The 16034-nt window shown below is 65.2% G+C and carries 16 protein-coding genes; 11 read left to right on the top strand and 5 right to left on the bottom strand.

Annotated elements, in window-relative coordinates; all coding sequences use genetic code 11:
• Positions 1 to 9 precede the first annotated feature (9 nt).
• Positions 10 to 300 carry a DUF4287 domain-containing protein gene (locus C2138_RS03920; RefSeq protein WP_108515695.1) on the top strand — a complete coding sequence of 97 codons (291 nt, stop codon included), beginning with the start codon at positions 10 to 12 and terminating at the stop codon, positions 298 to 300.
• A gap of 32 nt (positions 301 to 332) precedes the next feature.
• On the opposite strand, the gene C2138_RS03915 is transcribed toward C2138_RS03920, so the two are convergent.
• Positions 333 to 2876 carry an ATP-dependent Clp protease ATP-binding subunit gene (locus C2138_RS03915; protein ID WP_108515693.1) on the bottom strand — a complete coding sequence of 848 codons (2544 nt, stop codon included), beginning with the start codon at positions 2874 to 2876 and terminating at the stop codon, positions 333 to 335.
• Positions 2877 to 2953: 77 nt separating this feature from the next.
• Positions 2954 to 4390 carry a helix-turn-helix domain-containing protein gene (locus tag C2138_RS03910; protein WP_108515691.1) on the bottom strand — a complete coding sequence of 479 codons (1437 nt, stop codon included), beginning with the start codon at positions 4388 to 4390 and terminating at the stop codon, positions 2954 to 2956.
• Between the two features lie 129 nt (positions 4391 to 4519).
• Here C2138_RS03910 and C2138_RS03905 point away from each other — a divergent pair, with 129 nt between their 5' ends.
• From C2138_RS03905 to C2138_RS03885, 5 genes are all read left to right on the top strand, one after another.
• Entirely contained in the window at positions 4520 to 6376 is a 1857-nt protein-coding gene (locus tag C2138_RS03905; RefSeq protein WP_108515690.1) for a phosphoenolpyruvate carboxykinase (GTP), read from the top strand.
• A gap of 173 nt (positions 6377 to 6549) precedes the next feature.
• The gene (locus C2138_RS03900) at positions 6550 to 7131 is read left to right on the top strand and encodes a sigma-70 family RNA polymerase sigma factor (RefSeq protein ID WP_233245621.1); all 582 of its coding nucleotides are present in this window, start codon (positions 6550 to 6552) and stop codon (positions 7129 to 7131) included.
• A complete protein-coding gene (locus C2138_RS03895) occupies positions 7118 to 7924 on the top strand; it encodes a hypothetical protein (protein ID WP_108515688.1) in 807 nt (268 codons plus the stop codon). The genes C2138_RS03900 and C2138_RS03895 overlap by 14 nt, the downstream gene beginning before the upstream one ends.
• Positions 7925 to 8013: 89 nt before the next feature.
• Positions 8014 to 8754, top strand: coding sequence for a PspA/IM30 family protein (locus C2138_RS03890; RefSeq protein ID WP_108515686.1), 741 nt, complete (start codon positions 8014 to 8016; stop codon positions 8752 to 8754).
• Positions 8755 to 8799: 45 nt separating this feature from the next.
• Positions 8800 to 9648: an arginase family protein gene (locus C2138_RS03885; protein ID WP_241961171.1), complete on the top strand. Its 849-nt coding sequence runs from the start codon at positions 8800 to 8802 to the stop codon at positions 9646 to 9648.
• A 23-nt stretch (positions 9649 to 9671) separates the two neighbouring features.
• Here C2138_RS03885 and C2138_RS03880 read toward each other — a convergent pair whose 3' ends face one another.
• Positions 9672 to 10901 carry a glycosyltransferase gene (locus C2138_RS03880; RefSeq protein WP_108515684.1) on the bottom strand — a complete coding sequence of 410 codons (1230 nt, stop codon included), beginning with the start codon at positions 10899 to 10901 and terminating at the stop codon, positions 9672 to 9674.
• A gap of 80 nt (positions 10902 to 10981) precedes the next feature.
• Here C2138_RS03880 and C2138_RS03875 point away from each other — a divergent pair, with 80 nt between their 5' ends.
• Together C2138_RS03875 and C2138_RS03870 are read left to right on the top strand one after the other, a co-directional pair.
• Positions 10982 to 11410 carry a hypothetical protein gene (locus C2138_RS03875; protein ID WP_241961170.1) on the top strand — a complete coding sequence of 143 codons (429 nt, stop codon included), beginning with the start codon at positions 10982 to 10984 and terminating at the stop codon, positions 11408 to 11410.
• Between the two features lie 146 nt (positions 11411 to 11556).
• On the top strand, positions 11557 to 12126 hold the full coding sequence (locus tag C2138_RS03870) for a hypothetical protein (RefSeq protein WP_108515682.1): 570 nt from the start codon (positions 11557 to 11559) through the stop codon (positions 12124 to 12126).
• Between the two features lie 4 nt (positions 12127 to 12130).
• On the opposite strand, the gene C2138_RS03865 is transcribed toward C2138_RS03870, so the two are convergent.
• A complete protein-coding gene (locus tag C2138_RS03865; RefSeq protein WP_108515680.1) occupies positions 12131 to 13546 on the bottom strand; it encodes an amidase in 1416 nt (471 codons plus the stop codon).
• 81 nt (positions 13547 to 13627) lie between these two features.
• On the opposite strand from C2138_RS03865, the gene C2138_RS03860 reads away from it, so the two are divergent.
• From C2138_RS03860 to C2138_RS03850, 3 genes are read left to right on the top strand one after another with little or no spacing between them, the layout of a single operon-like run.
• Positions 13628 to 14014, top strand: coding sequence for a GntR family transcriptional regulator (locus C2138_RS03860; RefSeq protein ID WP_108515678.1), 387 nt, complete (start codon positions 13628 to 13630; stop codon positions 14012 to 14014).
• On the top strand, positions 14011 to 14901 hold the full coding sequence (locus C2138_RS03855) for an ABC transporter ATP-binding protein (protein WP_108515677.1): 891 nt from the start codon (positions 14011 to 14013) through the stop codon (positions 14899 to 14901). The genes C2138_RS03860 and C2138_RS03855 overlap by 4 nt, the downstream gene beginning before the upstream one ends.
• The gene (locus tag C2138_RS03850) at positions 14898 to 15665 is read left to right on the top strand and encodes an ABC transporter permease (protein WP_108515675.1); all 768 of its coding nucleotides are present in this window, start codon (positions 14898 to 14900) and stop codon (positions 15663 to 15665) included. The genes C2138_RS03855 and C2138_RS03850 overlap by 4 nt, the downstream gene beginning before the upstream one ends.
• Before the next feature lie 70 nt (positions 15666 to 15735).
• Here the strand turns inward: C2138_RS03850 and C2138_RS03845 are convergent, their stop codons facing one another.
• Entirely contained in the window at positions 15736 to 16014 is a 279-nt protein-coding gene (locus C2138_RS03845) for a hypothetical protein (protein WP_159078134.1), read from the bottom strand.
• Positions 16015 to 16034: the final 20 nt, after the last annotated feature.

Raw genomic sequence — 16034 nt, 5'->3', positions numbered from 1 at the left:
GCGATCTGTATGTCGTTTCAGGCTTACCTCGACACCATCGAAGCGAAGACGGGGCTCACCCCGCGGCAGTTGATAGCGCTCGCCGAGAAACGCGGGTTCGGCCCCGGCACCAAGGCGGCGCCGATCGTCGAATGGTTGAAGGACGACTACGACCTCGGGCGCGGGCATGCGATGGCCCTGGTCCATGTGATCACCAAGGGGGCGACGATCAGCGACAAGCACGTCGGCAGGGATGGCGCCCACAGCGATGCGAGCACCACCCTCTGGCTCGACGGCGCAGCAAGCAACCCCGCCGGATGAGCTCCGACGGGGTTGCTGCACTGCTGGTTTAGCTAGGCCGCGAGCATCACGGCGTCAGACCCGACCATGAGGTCGCCGTCGACGACGCCAACGCGAACGGTTCCGCCCTCGGCGAGGTCGCCCGCCACGAGCATCTCGGCCACCCGGTCGTCGACCCGGCGCTGAATGACGCGTCGCAGCGGCCGCGCACCGTATTCGGGCTGGTAGCCCTCGTCGGCGATCTGGTCGACCGCAGCATCCGACACCACAAGCCGGATGCCCTGCGCAGCAAGGCGCGCCTCCGTGCCCGCGAGCAGCAGGCGCACGATCGTGCGGAGCTGCGCCTTGTCGAGCTTGCGGAACAGGGCGATCTCATCGATGCGGTTGAGAAACTCGGGCCGCATCGACTCGCGCAGCTTGCCCATAACCCGGTCGCGCAGAGCCTTTTCCGAGCCGAAACCGTTGTCGGCTTCTGTGCCAGAGTCGGCGACGAAGCCGAGGGCACCGCTGCGGCTCGCGAGAAACTCCGACCCGATGTTGGAGGTCATCACGATGACCGTGTTTCGAAAGTCGACCGTGCGGCCCTGGCCGTCGGTAAGGCGCCCGTCGTCGAGCACCTGCAGCAGCAGGTTGAACACGTCCGGGTGGGCCTTCTCGATCTCGTCGAGCAGAATCACCGAGTATGGGTTGCGACGAACCCGTTCCGTGAGCTGCCCAGCCTCGTCGTATCCGACGTATCCGGGAGGAGCCCCGACCAGCCGGCTCACGGTGTGCCGCTCACCGAACTCGCTCATGTCGAAGCGAAGCATCGAATCTTCGGTGCCGAACAGCGACTCGGCGAGCGCCTTGGCGAGCTCGGTCTTGCCGACGCCCGTCGGGCCCAAGAAGAGGAAGCTGCCGACGGGGCGACGCGGGTCGCCGAGCCCAGTGCCGTTGCGACGGATCGCACGGGCGATTGCCGTGACAGCGTCATCCTGGCCGATCACCCGCTCGTGCAACTCGGTTTCGAGGTGCGCGAGGCGCGAACGGTCGGCCTCCGTGAGCTTGGTCGTGGGGATTCCGGTGGCACGAGAGATGATCTCGGCGATCTGTTCCGCGTCGATCACGGCGGGCGCGGTGCCCGTCGATGTACCCGACTCGGCTGCGGTTACCGCCTTCTGAAGCTCATCGATGCGGTCCCGCAGCGCGGAAGCATCCTCGTAGCGCTCCTCGGCGACGGCGGCATCCTTCGACGCCACAGCCTCGGCGAGCTGCTGCTTCAGGGCGGCAACGTCAACCCGCATCCCGAGCCGCAGGCGCAACCGCGCCCCGGCCTGGTCGATGAGGTCGATCGCCTTGTCGGGCAGGAACCGGTCGCTGATGTACCGCGACGACAGGTCGACAGCGGCCTGGAGGGCAGCATCCGTGTAGGTCACACCGTGGTGCTCCTCGTAGCGCGAGCGCAGCCCGGCCAGAATCTTCACGGCATCCTCGGCGTTGGGCTCGTTGACCGTGACGGGCTGGAACCTCCGCTCAAGAGCGGAGTCCTTCTCCACCCGGCGGTATTCGCTCAGGGTGGTCGCACCGATCAGGTGCAGCTCGCCGCGGGCAAGGCGGGGTTTGAGGATGTTGCCGGCATCCATTCCGCCCCCATCGCCGCCACCCCCGGCCCCCACAATGGTGTGGAGCTCGTCGATGAAGATGATGAGCTCGCCCTTGTGCGCGCTGACCTCCTCCATGAGCTTGGTCAGGCGCTCCTCGAAGTCGCCGCGGTACCGGGCACCGGCAAGCATTCCGGGCAGATCGAGCGAAACGAGCCGCTTGTCGCGCAGTTGCTCGGGCACGCTGCCGTCGACGATTGCCTGGGCAAGGCCCTCTACGACAGCGGTCTTGCCGACACCAGCCTCTCCGATCAGGACCGGGTTGTTCTTGGTTCGCCGGGAGAGAATCTCGATGGTCTGCTCGATCTCGTCGTGACGGCCGATGACAGGGTCGAGTCCCCCTTCTCGGGCCTGAGCCGTGAGGTCGACACTGTAGGTGTCGAGCGTGGGAGTTTCGGATGCCGCGGCACCAGCGCCGGCTGCGTCTGGAGCCGCCGCGCGACCAGATTGCAGAGCCTGCGGCGTGACGCCGTGGGCGGCAAGAATTCGACCGGCGGCAGAGTCGTGGTTAACAACAAACGCAAAGAAGACGTGCTCAGGGTCGATATAGGTCGAGCCGAAGGCACGGGCCACCTGGTGCGCGTCGAGAAGTGCGCGCTGAGTCGACGGAGTCAGCGTGGGGGCACCGGACGGGCGCTCGCCGCTGTCACCGGGGAGCGCCTGCTCGATTGCGGCAGAGATCGCCGAAGCGTCTGCGCCGATTCCTCGCAGGGTTTCTGAAACCGACGGAATGGTAACGAGCACGCGAAGCAGGTGAAGGGCGTCGAGCTCGGTGTGGCCGTGCTGAGCCGCGTTGGTTGCGGCTTCGCTAAGAACGTCGTGGGTGCGGCGACTGAGCAGCCGCGTGATGTCAATGGAGCGCCCCGACTGGGCGGCGCGCTGCTCCTGAAGGTACCGCGCAAGGAACTCGTCGAACGAGCCAGCGCCGGCACCGACCGGACCAAAAAATGTAGGCATGAGACCCCTTTCCATAACTTGAGTCGCCTCGACTCATAGCAACGGCGGGGAGCCCAAAAACATTCCCGAGTTGAGACCTAGTCGGTGTCGCCCGAATGGGTCTCGAGAAACTCGTAGAGCTCGGTGTCGTCGACCCCGGGAAAGGTTCCCGAGGGCAGCGGCGACAGGATGTGCGAGTGCAGCTTGGCGCTTGCCCACGCCCTGTGAGACCAGCGCTCTGCGAACTCTCCCGAGGGCCTGCGGCAGCAGTTGACGTCGGGGCACGTCGAGGTCTCGCGGTTGCGCGTATCTCTTCCCCGGAACCATTTGGCGTCATTGAAGGGCACACCAAAGGTGATGGAGAAGTCTCCCTGCGAGCTCGTTCCCGTCTGGGTCGAGCTCCAGAAAGTTCCGGATGGCGTGTCGGTGTACTGGTAGAACTCGGTGGTTCGGTTGGTGCGGGTGAATGCGACGCGCGCGCTCCAGTAGCGGCAGACGATCTGCCCTTCCATCGACCCCGTCACGTCGGTCGGGAGCCCCATCCCGTCGTTCTCGTACCCCTTATAGAGGGCCCCGTCGTCGCCGACGCGCAGGAAGTGGACGGGCATGCCGAGGTGGCTGGTCGCCAGATTGGTGAAGCGCAGGGCGGCGGCCTCGTGAGTCACGCCGAACGCATCGCGAAAATCCTCGATCGCGAGGTTGCGCTCCTCTTTGGCCGTCGAGAGAAAATCGACGGATTGGCGCAGCGGCATCAGGCAGGCAGCTGCAAAGTAGTTGATCTCGAGTCTCTGCTGCAAGAACTCCGCGTAGCTGGCCGGTTCGTGGTGATCGAGTAGTCGGTGGGCCATAGCTTGCAGCGCCATCGACCGCAGGCCGTGGCCGCCGGGGATTGATGCGGGTGGCAGATAGATACGGCCGTTTTCCAGATCGGTGACCGAGCGCGTGGAGTGCGGCAGGTCGTCAACGTGGATGAGGTCGAAGCCCAGCCGCTTGGCCATCAGCGCAACGGAGCGATGGGTGAGGGCGCCGCTGGTGTGACCGACGCCCGCGAGGGCATCCTCTGCCAGCTTTTCAAGGTCGGGCAGGTAATTGTTCTGCGTGCGCATGTGCTGGCGCAGTTCGGTATTGGCGCGGCGAGCCTCCTCCGGAGTGGCGATCGCCTCACGCGCCCTGCGCGCGAGCTCGCGATGCAGTCCGACGAGGGCGCTCAGCGTGTCGTCGGTCATCGAGCGGGATACCCGAATAGTGGGCAGCCCGAGGCCCGCGTAGAGGGCGCCGTGCTGCAGCCGCTCGAGTTCGATCTCGAGCGAAGCACGATGGGTCGGAGGCTCGGACGACAGCAGTTCGGACACCTGGATGCCGAGGGCCTCCGAAATCGACTGCAGCAGGGATAGCCGTGGCTCTCGCCGGCCGTTTTCCATCAGCGAAAGCTGACTGCCGGCAATGCCAACGGCAGATCCGAGTTGGTCGAGGGTGAGGCCTGCCTGAGTCCGGAAGTAACGGATGCGCTGGCCGAGAGTTGCAAGATCGGTCACGTCTTGAGCATAGCGAAAGATTGGCGATTCTTTTCAGCGGATATGGCCTTTACAGGCGCGTGAGGAGTTCCAGACTGTAATCACCGATGATTTTTGCACGCAGTTGCGTGCCGAGCGGATGGACACACCATGACACTGACGAGCCCACAACCCACAATTGAAGAAGCGACGTCAGCCTCGTATGCCGGTGCCCCTGTCGGCGCCAACGCTCGAGTCGTCGCCTGGGTCAACTCGATTGCCGAGACCACCCAGCCCAACTCCATCGTCTGGTGCGACGGCTCCCCCCAAGAGTGGGACCGTCTGACCCGCGTCATGGTCGATTCGGGCACGCTCATGCGCCTCAACCCCGAGCACCGGCCCTACAGCTTTCTCGCCCGCAGCCACCCGAGCGATGTGGCCCGGGTCGAGTCACGCACCTACATCTGCTCCGAGAACCAAGAGGATGCTGGCCCCACCAACAACTGGATCGCGCCAGACGAGATGCGGGCAACTCTGGCTCCGCTCTTCGAGGGTTCGATGCGCGGTCGCACCATGTACGTGATGCCGTTCTCGATGGGCCCCCTCGGCAGCCCGCTCGCCAAGCTTGGTGTGCAGGTCACCGACTCCCCCTACGTCGTCGCGTCGATGGGCGTTATGACTCGCATGGGCACGGCAGCACTCGACCTCATCACCGACGAGACCGAGTGGGTTCCCGCCGTGCACAGCGTGGGCGCCCCTCTTTCTCCCGGCCAGGAGGATGTCGCGTGGCCCTGCAACGACACGAAGTACATCAGCCACTTTCCCGAGACTCGGGAGATCTGGTCATACGGCTCTGCTTACGGCGGCAACGCACTGCTCGCCAAGAAGTCTTTCGCCCTGCGCATTGCCTCGGTGATCGCCCACGACGAGGGATGGCTCGCCGAGCACATGCTGCTGCTCAAGGTCACGAACCCACGCGGCCGGGTGTTCCACGTTGCCGCCGCTTTCCCCTCCGCCTGCGGAAAGACCAACCTGGCAATGCTCAAGCCGAGCATCCCGGGCTGGAAGGTTGAGACCATCGGCGACGACATCGCCTGGCTTCGTCCTGGCCCCGATGGACGGCTTCGCGCGATCAACCCCGAGGCTGGGTTCTTTGGGGTCGCCCCCGGAACGAGCCCCAAGACCAATGCGACCGCAATCGACACACTGTGGGGCAACACGATCTTCACGAACGTGGCACTGCGCGAGGATGGCGATGTCTGGTGGGAGGGCCTCACCGACAAGGCTCCCGCGAACCTGACCGACTGGCAGGGCAACCCCTGGACTCCGGAATCGGGCGCACCCGCAGCGCACCCCAACTCCCGCTTCACCGTCGCCGCCCACCAGGCTCCGTCGATCGCGGACACGTGGGACGACCCCCAGGGCGTAGTGATCGATGCGATCGTCTTCGGGGGCCGTCGCGCCACCAACGTTCCCCTCGTCGTCGAGGCTCGCGACTGGGAACACGGAGTCTTCATCGGCGCCACCGTCTCGTCGGAGCGCACCGCGGCTGCCGAAGGGGCCGTGGGAGAGCTTCGCCGCGACCCGTTCGCCATGATGCCCTTCTGCGGGTACAACATGGCTGACCACTGGTCGCACTGGCTTTCTGTGGGCGACACCCTGCGGGCCGCGGGCAACATGCCGCGCATCTTCCAGGTGAACTGGTTCCGCAAGAACGACGACGGCGACTTTCTCTGGCCCGGCTTCGCCGAGAACTCCCGCGTTCTCGAATGGATCCTGGACCGCGTCGACGGACGCGCAGAAGCGCAGGACACCCCGCTCGGTTACATGCCGCCGCAGGGAGCTCTCAACGTGGACGGGCTGGACATCAGCGAGAAGCACCTTGAGCAGCTGTTCGAGATCACACCGGAATCCTGGCTCGCCGAGCTTGACGACACCGAGCAGTTCTTCGAGAAGTTTGGCGAGCGTCTGCCCGCCGAGCTCTCGGCGCAGCTCGCCGAGATTCGCGAGCGCCTGACGGCGGAATAGAGACTCCATAATCGAGGCCCCGCACCGCGCACACTGCGCGCTGCGGGGCCTCGATCGTTAAGCTGGGCCACCCCCACAACGTTTTGGCTCCGCCGCGCGTCTTAGGTAGTAGAGGGTGCCTCTCAGGCCACCCTGGACGTGCGACGCCTCGGGTGTCGAGAGAGGCGGGCATCGTGGCCACAGCGGCATGGGAACTCGTGGTGACCCGGCTCGTCGCCGAGCGAGGGGACGCGCTGCTTCGGTACGCCTACGTCGTCTCCGGGAGCCAGGATGACGCGGCCGACCTGGTGCAGGATGCTCTGGTCAAGACCTTCGGTCGGCTGCGCAACGGTCTGTCGCTGCAGAGTGCGGAGGCCTATGTTCGGCGCGCGATTCTCACGACCCATCTCGATGGCGGGCGCCGCACGCAACGATGGCGACGCATCCTGCATCTGACCGCAGCGCCCGAGCACCACGCCTCCCCAGCAGAGTCGTCTGATGCCCGCATCGATCTGTTCGGAGAGCTCGCGCGGCTCACGCCCCGCGAGCGCGCGTGCCTGGTTCTGCGCTACTACGACGACTTCACCGTGGCCGATATCGCCGAGACCCTGGAGATAAGCCCTGGCACGGTGAAGCGCTATTTGAGCGATGGTCTCGCCAAAATGTCGGTCGCTCTCGCGGGCGGGTCTCCCCATGGTCCAGGCTCCGCGCCTCCGCCCACTGCCCTGCGCTCGTCCACTGCCGCGACACAAGGAGGATCCCATGCACAGCGATAGCGACTCCGCGAATGCGCGACAGCGCGATCTCAAGTCCCTGTTCTCTGAGACGCCTCTGAGTCTGGGCACAATCGATACGGCGGCGGTCATCCGTCGCTCGCGCCGGAGGCGGCTGCCCCGCCAGGTGGGCGTCGGATCTGCCCTGACTCTCGCTGTCGCCGGCATCGGCGTTGCCGGAGCAACCGGGCTTCGGCTGCCGTCTTCGTCGATGACGATGACATCGGCATCGGATTCGGGTGCCACTGTCAGGGAGTCCGCCGACGGTGAGTTCACGCCCGATGAGGATTTTGCCGGGGCCGCGGGCGGCAGCGCGGGCAGCTCGCTCGCACCCGTAGAGAAGCTCAACCCCTGTGCTCTGCCGATCGCCGAGGTTGCGAGCACGACGACACTCGAGCTCTCTCCCCAGTTTCCCGCTGTTGCCGATGCGAACGGCGTGCCGATTGCGGCATCCGTCACTCTGCAGAACACCGGCCAGGGCCACATCGTCGGCACAACGGCGGCCTCCCCTGCCATGACACTGAGCCGAGACGGCGTCACGGTCTGGCACAGCAATGGGCCGCTAATAGCACTCGCCGTCGCCGTCGACCTGGCACCCGGCGAGTCAATGACCTACCCCGCATCCGTGGTTCCCGTGCTGTGCGACGAGCAGGATGAGGCGGCCGAATCGTTCCGCGATGGCCTGCCGGCGCTCCCCGCTGGCACCTACGCTCTCAGCGCGGCGATCTACGTAACAACGGCAGACGGCGCTGTCGAAACGGTCACTGGTCCCGCCCAGCAGATCACACTTCAGTAGACCACCGCGAGGGGGCGGCGATGCTCAGCCGGTTCCGATAAAGTCGCACTCACGAGGGGCATCTGTCCCTGAACGAGAGGACACGGTACATGGCAAAGCAATCGATCTTTGGCCGCATCGCCCAGTTGGCGAAGGCCAACATCAATGCGCTGCTCGACGCTGCCGAAGACCCTGCCAAGATGCTCGACCAGATGGTCCGCGACTACAGCAGCAGCATCTCCGAGGCCGAAAGCGCCATCTCAGAGACCATCGGCAACCTGCGCCTGCTGGAGCAGGACCACGCAGAGGATGTCGCCAACGCCGAGGACTGGGGTCGCAAGGCCATCGCAGCCAGCCGCAAAGCCGACGAGCTGCGTGCCGCGGGGGACGCTGTCGACGCCGATAAGTTCGACAATCTCGCCAAGGTCGCCCTGGGACGGCAGATGGCAGCCGAAAAAGAGGCGAAGGATGCCGAGCCCGTCATCGCCTCGCAGACCGCGGTGGTCGATCAGCTCAAGCGCGGCCTCGATGCGATGAAGGGCAAGCTCGGCGAGCTCTCGTCTAAGCGTGACCAGCTCATCGCCCGCGCCAAGACGGCACAGGCCCAAACTCAGGTCATGGATGCGATGAAGAGCATCGATCTGCTCGACCCGACCAGCGAAATCAGCCGCTTCGAGGAGAAGGTGCGGCGCGAAGAGGCCCGCGTTCTGGGGCAGCAGGAGCTCGCGTCGTCGAGCCTCGACGCCCAGTTCGAGCAGCTTGAATCATCGGATCAGGCGATTGAGCTCGAGGCACGGCTCGCCGCCCTCAAGCTCGGCGGCGCTCAGAATGCTGTGACCTCGGGCGAGTAGCCGCGAGTGGTGCAGTGAGGCGGCCCGGCGTGCAAGACTGACGCCGTGGCCGCCTCATTTTTTGTTGTTCCCCAATGGCAGGGCTCTGGCTCGGCGCGCGCGATGCGACTGGCCGATGGCGCGCATGCGATCAGCCATGATCTCCCCGCGGCCTCGACGACCCTGATCGATGTTCCGATCGGCGCCGGCGATGCCCTCGGCACGAGCGTGGCCCGTCTTTCGTCTCTCTTGATGGTGCGAGACCGGCTGGCCGCAGCCCTGCTCGCACACGGAGGCCCGGCGGTAACGATCGGCGGCGATTGCGGGGTGCAGCTCGCGGCGGTGCCGCACGCGCTCACCCACTCACCTGATACCTGCGTGGTCTGGTTCGATGCCCACCCAGACCTCAACACTCCTCAGTCATCACCAAGCGGCGCCTTCACGGGCATGGTGCTGCGCACACTCCTCGGGCACGGCGCCGACGAACTGGTCTGTGCCGACCCGCTCGCGCCGCAGCGAGTGGTCGTCGTCGGCGCCCGGCAGCTCGATGACGGTGAGGCCGAGTTCATCGAGCAGGAGGGCATCCGGATGATCGCGCCCACTGCGGGCATCGGAGAACGGGATGCCGGTGCGGCCATGATCGCCGAGCTTCTGGACGCAGTGGAGTCGACCGGGGCGACATCCGTTTATATCCATGTCGATCTCGACGTTCTTGACCCCGGCATCATCCAGGGAATCGGCTCGCCCGTGCCATTCGGGCTCAGCGCTGCAGATCTCGTGGCGATGATCGCGGCACTGCGCGGGCGCTACGCGCTCTCTGGCGCTGGCATAACCGAGTTCGCCCCAGCATCCCCCGAAGAAGCCGATGACGACATGGCGACCATTCTGCGCATCATCGGTGCTCTGACCCGATAGCGGCCGGGATGCCTGGCGCGCGGTCAGCTGAGGCTCGCGTAGACCCCCAACAGGGCTGTTGCCGTTGCTGCCCAGGTGTGGCCAAGAGCGTGGTCGCGCGCGCCGTCGCTCAGAGTGGCACGAAGTTCGGCATTCTCAAGCAGGCGCACGATGGCCTGCGCCCAGACCGCTGGGCTGCGGCTGTCGAGCAGAATCCCGGAGCGCCCTTCTGCCACTGAATCAGTCAGACCCGTACTGCGATATCCGATCACCGGGGTTCCGCTCGCGGCCGATTCGAGGGCAACGATGCCAAAGGTTTCGGAGTGCGAAGGGATCAGCGTTGCCGTGGCCGTCGTCAGCAAATCTGCCACAGCATCCCGATCTAGCGAGCCAGCAAAGCGGATGTGCTCGGCAACGCCGAGTTCGTCAGCCAGCGAGCGCAATGACGCGAGGTAATCGGCCTCGCCGGGGGTTGCATCGCCCGCGATTACGAGAAGGGGAACCCGTTCGCGTAGTTCGCCTGCCGCCGCGAGCGCCCTAATGGCGAGCTCCTGGTCTTTGAGCGGCTGCACTCTTCCGACGACCGCGAGGACGGGCCGCCCCTCCGCGAGGTCGTGCCGCGCCCGGGCGCGGTCAACCGCCCCGGCCCTCGTCGGGGAGAAATGCTCTGTGTCGACTCCCGGCGGGATCACCCAGACTCGCTCCGCCGGCGTCCGTAGATCGTCGATCAGGCTCGACACCTCGGCGGATGACCCTGCCACAACGGCCCCCGCCTGCCCCGCAAGATAGGCCTCAGCACCGAGCCGCGCGCGCGGCTCGAGTGCTTGGCCCGGCCCTGCGTGCCGGTTCTTTAGCGCGGCCAGGGTGTGAAACGACTGCACGAACGGCACCCGCAACTCGAGGGCTACCGGCAGAGTCGCGACCCCGCTCAGCCAATAGTGGGAATGGATGATGTCATAGCGCGGCGAATCCCGCCCCGCCAGTCGGGCAACGGCCTCCCCGAACTCGTCGGCGAGCAGGCGCAGCTCGCCTTTTGCCACCGTGCGCGGCGGGCCGGCGGGGATGGCGTGCATGCTCACCCCCGGTTCGATCAGGGTGACAGAGGGCGGCCCCTCAGCCCGAGTCAGCAGCTCGACTTCGATGCCTCGCGCCGCAAGCTCATGGGCGGTGCCCATGAGAGAAACGTTGAGGCCGCCAGAATCCCCGGTGCCGGGCTGCTGGGCCGGTGGGGTGTGCATTGACACGAGCGCGACCCGCGTGATCTTGCTCGTCATGCTGTCATGGTATTCGCTCTGGCTGTCGTAGCGCCGGGAGCGGAAGGTCCGTTACCGAGGCCGCCTGGTATTAATGGCTCATGACGGCACAGCAGGGCGCATGGCAGACCGCGTGCGTTCGCCTCGTTGACTATGGCCGACGGCATCCGGCAGCGAGGCGGTTCGCGATTAGCCCATTTGTTGCACGGCCGGGCTACTGGCTCGCCAGCGTCGTCGGATTCGTGTGGGCTGCAGCGATGAGCAGGGGCCGAATCCATCGGCGGCGCGGCGTGCTCGTAGCAACGGGTTGTCCCCGCTGGTCGTTCGGCCGTGGCGGCACAACGATCGGTGCCGTTTATCTCACGCGGGATGCCACCTCCGACGGGGTGCTCGATCACGAGGCGGTACATCGCCGCCAGTGGCGCACGTACGGCCTCGCCTTCATCCCCCTCTATTTCGCCGCAGGTCTGGATGCCCACTCCAATCGGTTCGAGATCGAGGCCGGTCTCGAGCGCGGTGGCTATCGGTGAGGGCTCCCGCCAGCGGCCGACGCATCACGCCTTGATAACAGAGCACACGGCCACTGAATAGTGCAGCGGGTCTGCACTATTCTCGTCTCGGGGTCTTTGTGTTCCCCGCCTCCTGAGCGCCGTCGGGGGCTCCACTCTGGAGGATCATGAAGATTCGCATCGTCGTAGCAGCAGCTGCCCTGGTTGCGTTTGCTGTTTCTGGCTGCTCGAGCCCCGAGTCGAATGCCTCTCAGCCCTCGACTCCGCCGCCGTCGACCCCGACCACAACGGTCGAGCCTTCGCAGACTCCCGAGGAGCCAGCGCCGCTCACCTGCGACACTCTTGTGACCCAGTCGACGCTCGATGAATTCGATAGCGTCGGGCTCATCCCCGCCGAGGACTACGAGTCCGATCTGCGGTCAGAAGCGAGCGTGGAGGCCAAGTTCTTCGACTACGGCGGCCTCTCCTGCCGCTGGTTTCTTCCCAACAGTGACTGGTGGGTCACCTTCGGCTACTCCCCCATCAACGCCGAGCAGGCAGCACTCGTGCAGGCCGAGTTGCAGGCAGCTGGATTCGTGAGTTCGCCCGCTGGCACCGACCTGGTGTTCAGCCTCGGCGCCCCCGACGAGACCCGCACCCACAACGAGACCTACCTCTTCGAGGACGGCGCCTGGTTCCACTCGCAGGAGCTCGCCGGAATCGACGAGATCCGCAGCGTCATCGCCAAGCGTCGCTAGCACCTCACCAGACGGACGGGTGCCGGCGGTGCCATTGCAGCTTGCGCTCAAGCTGAGCGCCGATGGCTAGCAGCGTGGCCTCACCGCCCGGCCGCCCGATCAGTTGAATTCCCATGGGCAGACCATCATCGGTCTGGTGCACAGGGAGGGTGATCGCGGGCAGCCCGCTCACATTCACGAACGACGTGAACGGGGTGTACTGCACCTGCTGCTCAAAGTTTCGCTCCCCATCCTCCGCGTCGTACCAGCCGACGGGCCGCGGGGTCAGCGCCAGCGACGGGGTGACCACAGCATCCACATGGGCGAACTGGCGGATGACGGAGCGCTCGAACGCGGTCAGCCCCGAGAGAGCTTCGGCGAGGCGTCGTGCGCTGAGCTCGCGGCCCCGAGCCACTAGCCACTGGGTGAGCGGTTCGAGCAGAGACAGCGCGTCGCCCTCCGCTGGGATTCCGGATGCTCCCGCCTGCCAGATCGTGCGAAAGTCGCGCGCGTAATCGGGTGAGGGCTCGAGCGATAGCTCCTCGATGCCGTGTCCGAGCGCCGCAAGCTCGGCGACACCATGGTTGAGCGCCGCCATGGCCTCGGGAGCAATCGTTATGTCGTAGGCGTTGTCCCAGGGCGAGGTCGTCATGACCGCGAGGCTAAAGCGCCCCTCCCCGCGCATTGCCGCCCCGAGGAGCGGACCTTCGTTCCACCTCGGCGCACGAAGAGTGTAGGGAAAGTCCGTCGTGCCGATCATGGCGTCGAGGAGCATCGCGGCATCCGACACAGTGCGAGCCAGCGGCCCCGAGACGGCCAGCCCGCCGAGTGAGCCAATTCCTGATCCCGCTGGCACAAGACCCCTAGTGGGCTTGAGCCCGACAAGACCGGTTGCCGCTGCGGGGATGCGAATCGAACCCCCGCCGTCCGACCCCGGCGCGAACGGAAGCAGGCCGGCGGCGACAGCTACTGCGGCACCGCCGCTCGAACCGCCAGCACCGAGCGTGGTATCCCAGGGGGTGCGGGCGGGAGGCGCCACCCGTGATTCTGTGTATGCCGGCAGCCCAAACTCGGGCGTGTTGGTCTTTCCCAGGCTTATGGCCCCCGCGGCATCGAGTGTCTCGGGCAGCTCATCGCTTGTCTCCGGCACGAAGTCGGCCATGAGACGCGAGCCATAGGTCGTGCGAACACCGGCCCGCATCGTGAGGTCCTTGTCGCCAAAGGGCAGCCCCCAGAGCGCGGCGCTGCGAGGCACCCTCTGTTCAACCTCCGCGGCGCGCTCCAGCGCACGCTCGGGGGTGACGGTGACAAACGCACCGAGCTCGGAGTCGAGCCTGTCGATGCGGTCGAGGTAGTGAGTGGCCAGCTCCGTTGGGGTGATGTCCCCCCTCTGCAGCCACGCCCATTGCTCCTGCGCGGTGAGGTGATGAAGTTCAAACACACACCAAGCCTAAGGGTTGACGAGGATCACGTTATGTGGTTCATTAGTTGAGTAACTAACCGACCAACACGAAGGAACTCCATGGACGAGGGACGCCCGATCTTCGTGCAGCTCGCCGAACAGATCGAGAACGACATTCTCAGCGGCGCGCTGCCCGAAGAGAGCCAAGTGCCGTCGACCAATGAATTCGCGAGCTTCTACCGCATCAACCCCGCAACTGCAGGAAAAGGCGTCAACCTCCTCGTTGACACCGGAATCCTCTACAAAAAGAGAGGCATTGGAATGTTCGTCGCAGAAGGCTCCCGCGGGCGCATCGTCGCCCAGCGCCGCGACCAGTTTGAGTCGCAGTATGTGCGCCCACTCATCGCAGAAGCGGCCAAGCTCGACATTCCTCGCGAGCAGCTCGCGGAAATGATCCGCACCGCATCACCAGCATCCGCCACCGCAGCCCAAGGAGAAACGGCATGAATAACGTCATCGACGTGCGCCACCTCACGAAACAGTTCGGCAACGTTCGCGCCGTCGACGACGTGAGCTTTACCGTCGAAGAGAACCGCATCTACGGCCTGCTCGGTCGTAATGGCGCTGGCAAGACGACCCTCATGAACCTGCTCACGGGGCAGGACTTCGCTACCAACGGCGACATCAGAGTCTTCGGCGCGACCCCCGTAGAGAATGCCAGCGTGCTTCAGCACGTCTGCTTCATCAAAGAGAGCCAGAAGTACCCCGACGACTTTCTCGTGAAGCATGTGTTGCGGAGCGCGCCGTGGTTCTTTGAGAACTGGGATGCCGACTATGCAGAGCAACTCGTCGACGACTTCAGAGTCCCCGTCAAACGACGCATCAAGAAGCTCTCACGCGGCCAGCTCTCGGCCGTCGGCGTAATCGTGGGCCTAGCCTCCCGCGCACCGCTCACCTTCTTCGACGAGCCTTACCTCGGGCTCGACGCGGTAGCCCGGCAGATCTTCTACGACCGCCTCCTTGAGGACTACGCGGAGCGACCTCGCACCGTAATCCTCTCGACCCATCTGATCGATGAGGTGAGCAACCTGCTCGAGCACGTGATCGTGATCGACCAGGGGCGCATCGTGCTGGATCAGGATGCCGAGACACTGCGCGAATCGGCGACCGTCGTCGTGGGCACCCGCTCGAGCGTTGACAGCTTCGTGGCCGACCGCGAGGTGCTGCACCGAGAAGGCGTGGGCGGGCTCGCTTCTGTCACGGTCGGACCCCTCAGCTCCGCCGATCGCAAGGTCGCCTATGACTCCGGCCTTGAGCTGTCGCCCGTCTCGCTGCAACAGCTCGTCATCCGCAAGACCAACACCTCGACACAGGAATTCGAGAAGAGCGCATGAGCACATTGACCACACCCAAGAAATCAGCCTCGGCCGAAGCCCGCAGGATTATCAACGTCACCAAGCTTCATTTCACCAATGCGTTCCCCATGATGGTGCTCCCCCTGCTGATACTGGGGTTCATCTTCTTGGTGAACTACGTGATCTGGCTGCTCATCTTCACCTCGATCGGAGCATCGGATGCCGCAGATGTCAGCGAGGGAATGCAGTTCAGCGGGGCGTCGCTGTTCATCTTCGTTTACATGCTTGTGGTCGCAGTCCAGGCTGTGAACCTCACGTTTCCCTTCGCCCTCGGCTACGGCGTTACTCGCCGAGACTTCTATCTCGGCAGCTCCGTCGCCTTCATTCTGTTGAGTTTCTACTTCGCCGCGATCATGGCGATTCTCGCAACGATCGAACGGGCAACGAACGGGTGGGGCCTTGGCGGCCACATGTTCGACGTCGTGTACTTTGGCGCCGACGACATCGGCACGCGCTTCGTGTTGTACCTGTTCGTCTTCTTGTTCTTCTTCTTTATCGGTGCCGCGACAGCGTCGGTCTACGTGCGATGGAAGTCAAACGGAATGATCGCGTTCTTCGCCGTGCTCACTCTCATCGTGCTCGGCGCGATTGTGCTGATCACGCAGACCCAGAGCTGGCCGGCCGTCGGTGAGTGGTTCGTCACCAACGGATCCCTCGGAGTAGCAGCGTGGAGCCTGCTCCTCACGGCGGCAGCGGCCGTTGCAGGATTCTTCCTGATGCGCAGGGCCACTCCCAAGGCCTAGCGTGTGATCCCCACCAGGGCGGTCGCGTCGTGAGAACCACGGCGCGGCCGCTTGTGTGGTGTGATGCTGGCTACTCCAGGCGCAGGCGCAGTTCGCGCAGCATCCGCTCAAAAAGCGCCGGGGCCGTCTCGATGATGCGGGCACCCGTGAACCGGCCCCGTTCACGCTGGCTGCGAGAGATATCGAGCAGCACGAACTCCACATTCGACCCGGCGTCGTCGGTGACCACGCGGTATTCGGCCCGAGACCATCCGCGCTGCACAACCACAAGGCATGCGCGAGAGTCCGCGTAATAGGCAGCGCGAGAACCGAGACCAGCGACGAGCCGCTCGTCGAGAAGCTCGAACACGGGGCGGGGCTTCGCGAGGA

Source organism: Salinibacterium hongtaonis, assembly GCF_003065485.1.
Classification (GTDB): Bacteria; Actinomycetota; Actinomycetes; order Actinomycetales; family Microbacteriaceae; genus Homoserinimonas; species Homoserinimonas hongtaonis.
Note: the sequence above shows the minus strand (reverse complement) of the source record. Positions and strands in the feature narration are given on the sequence as shown.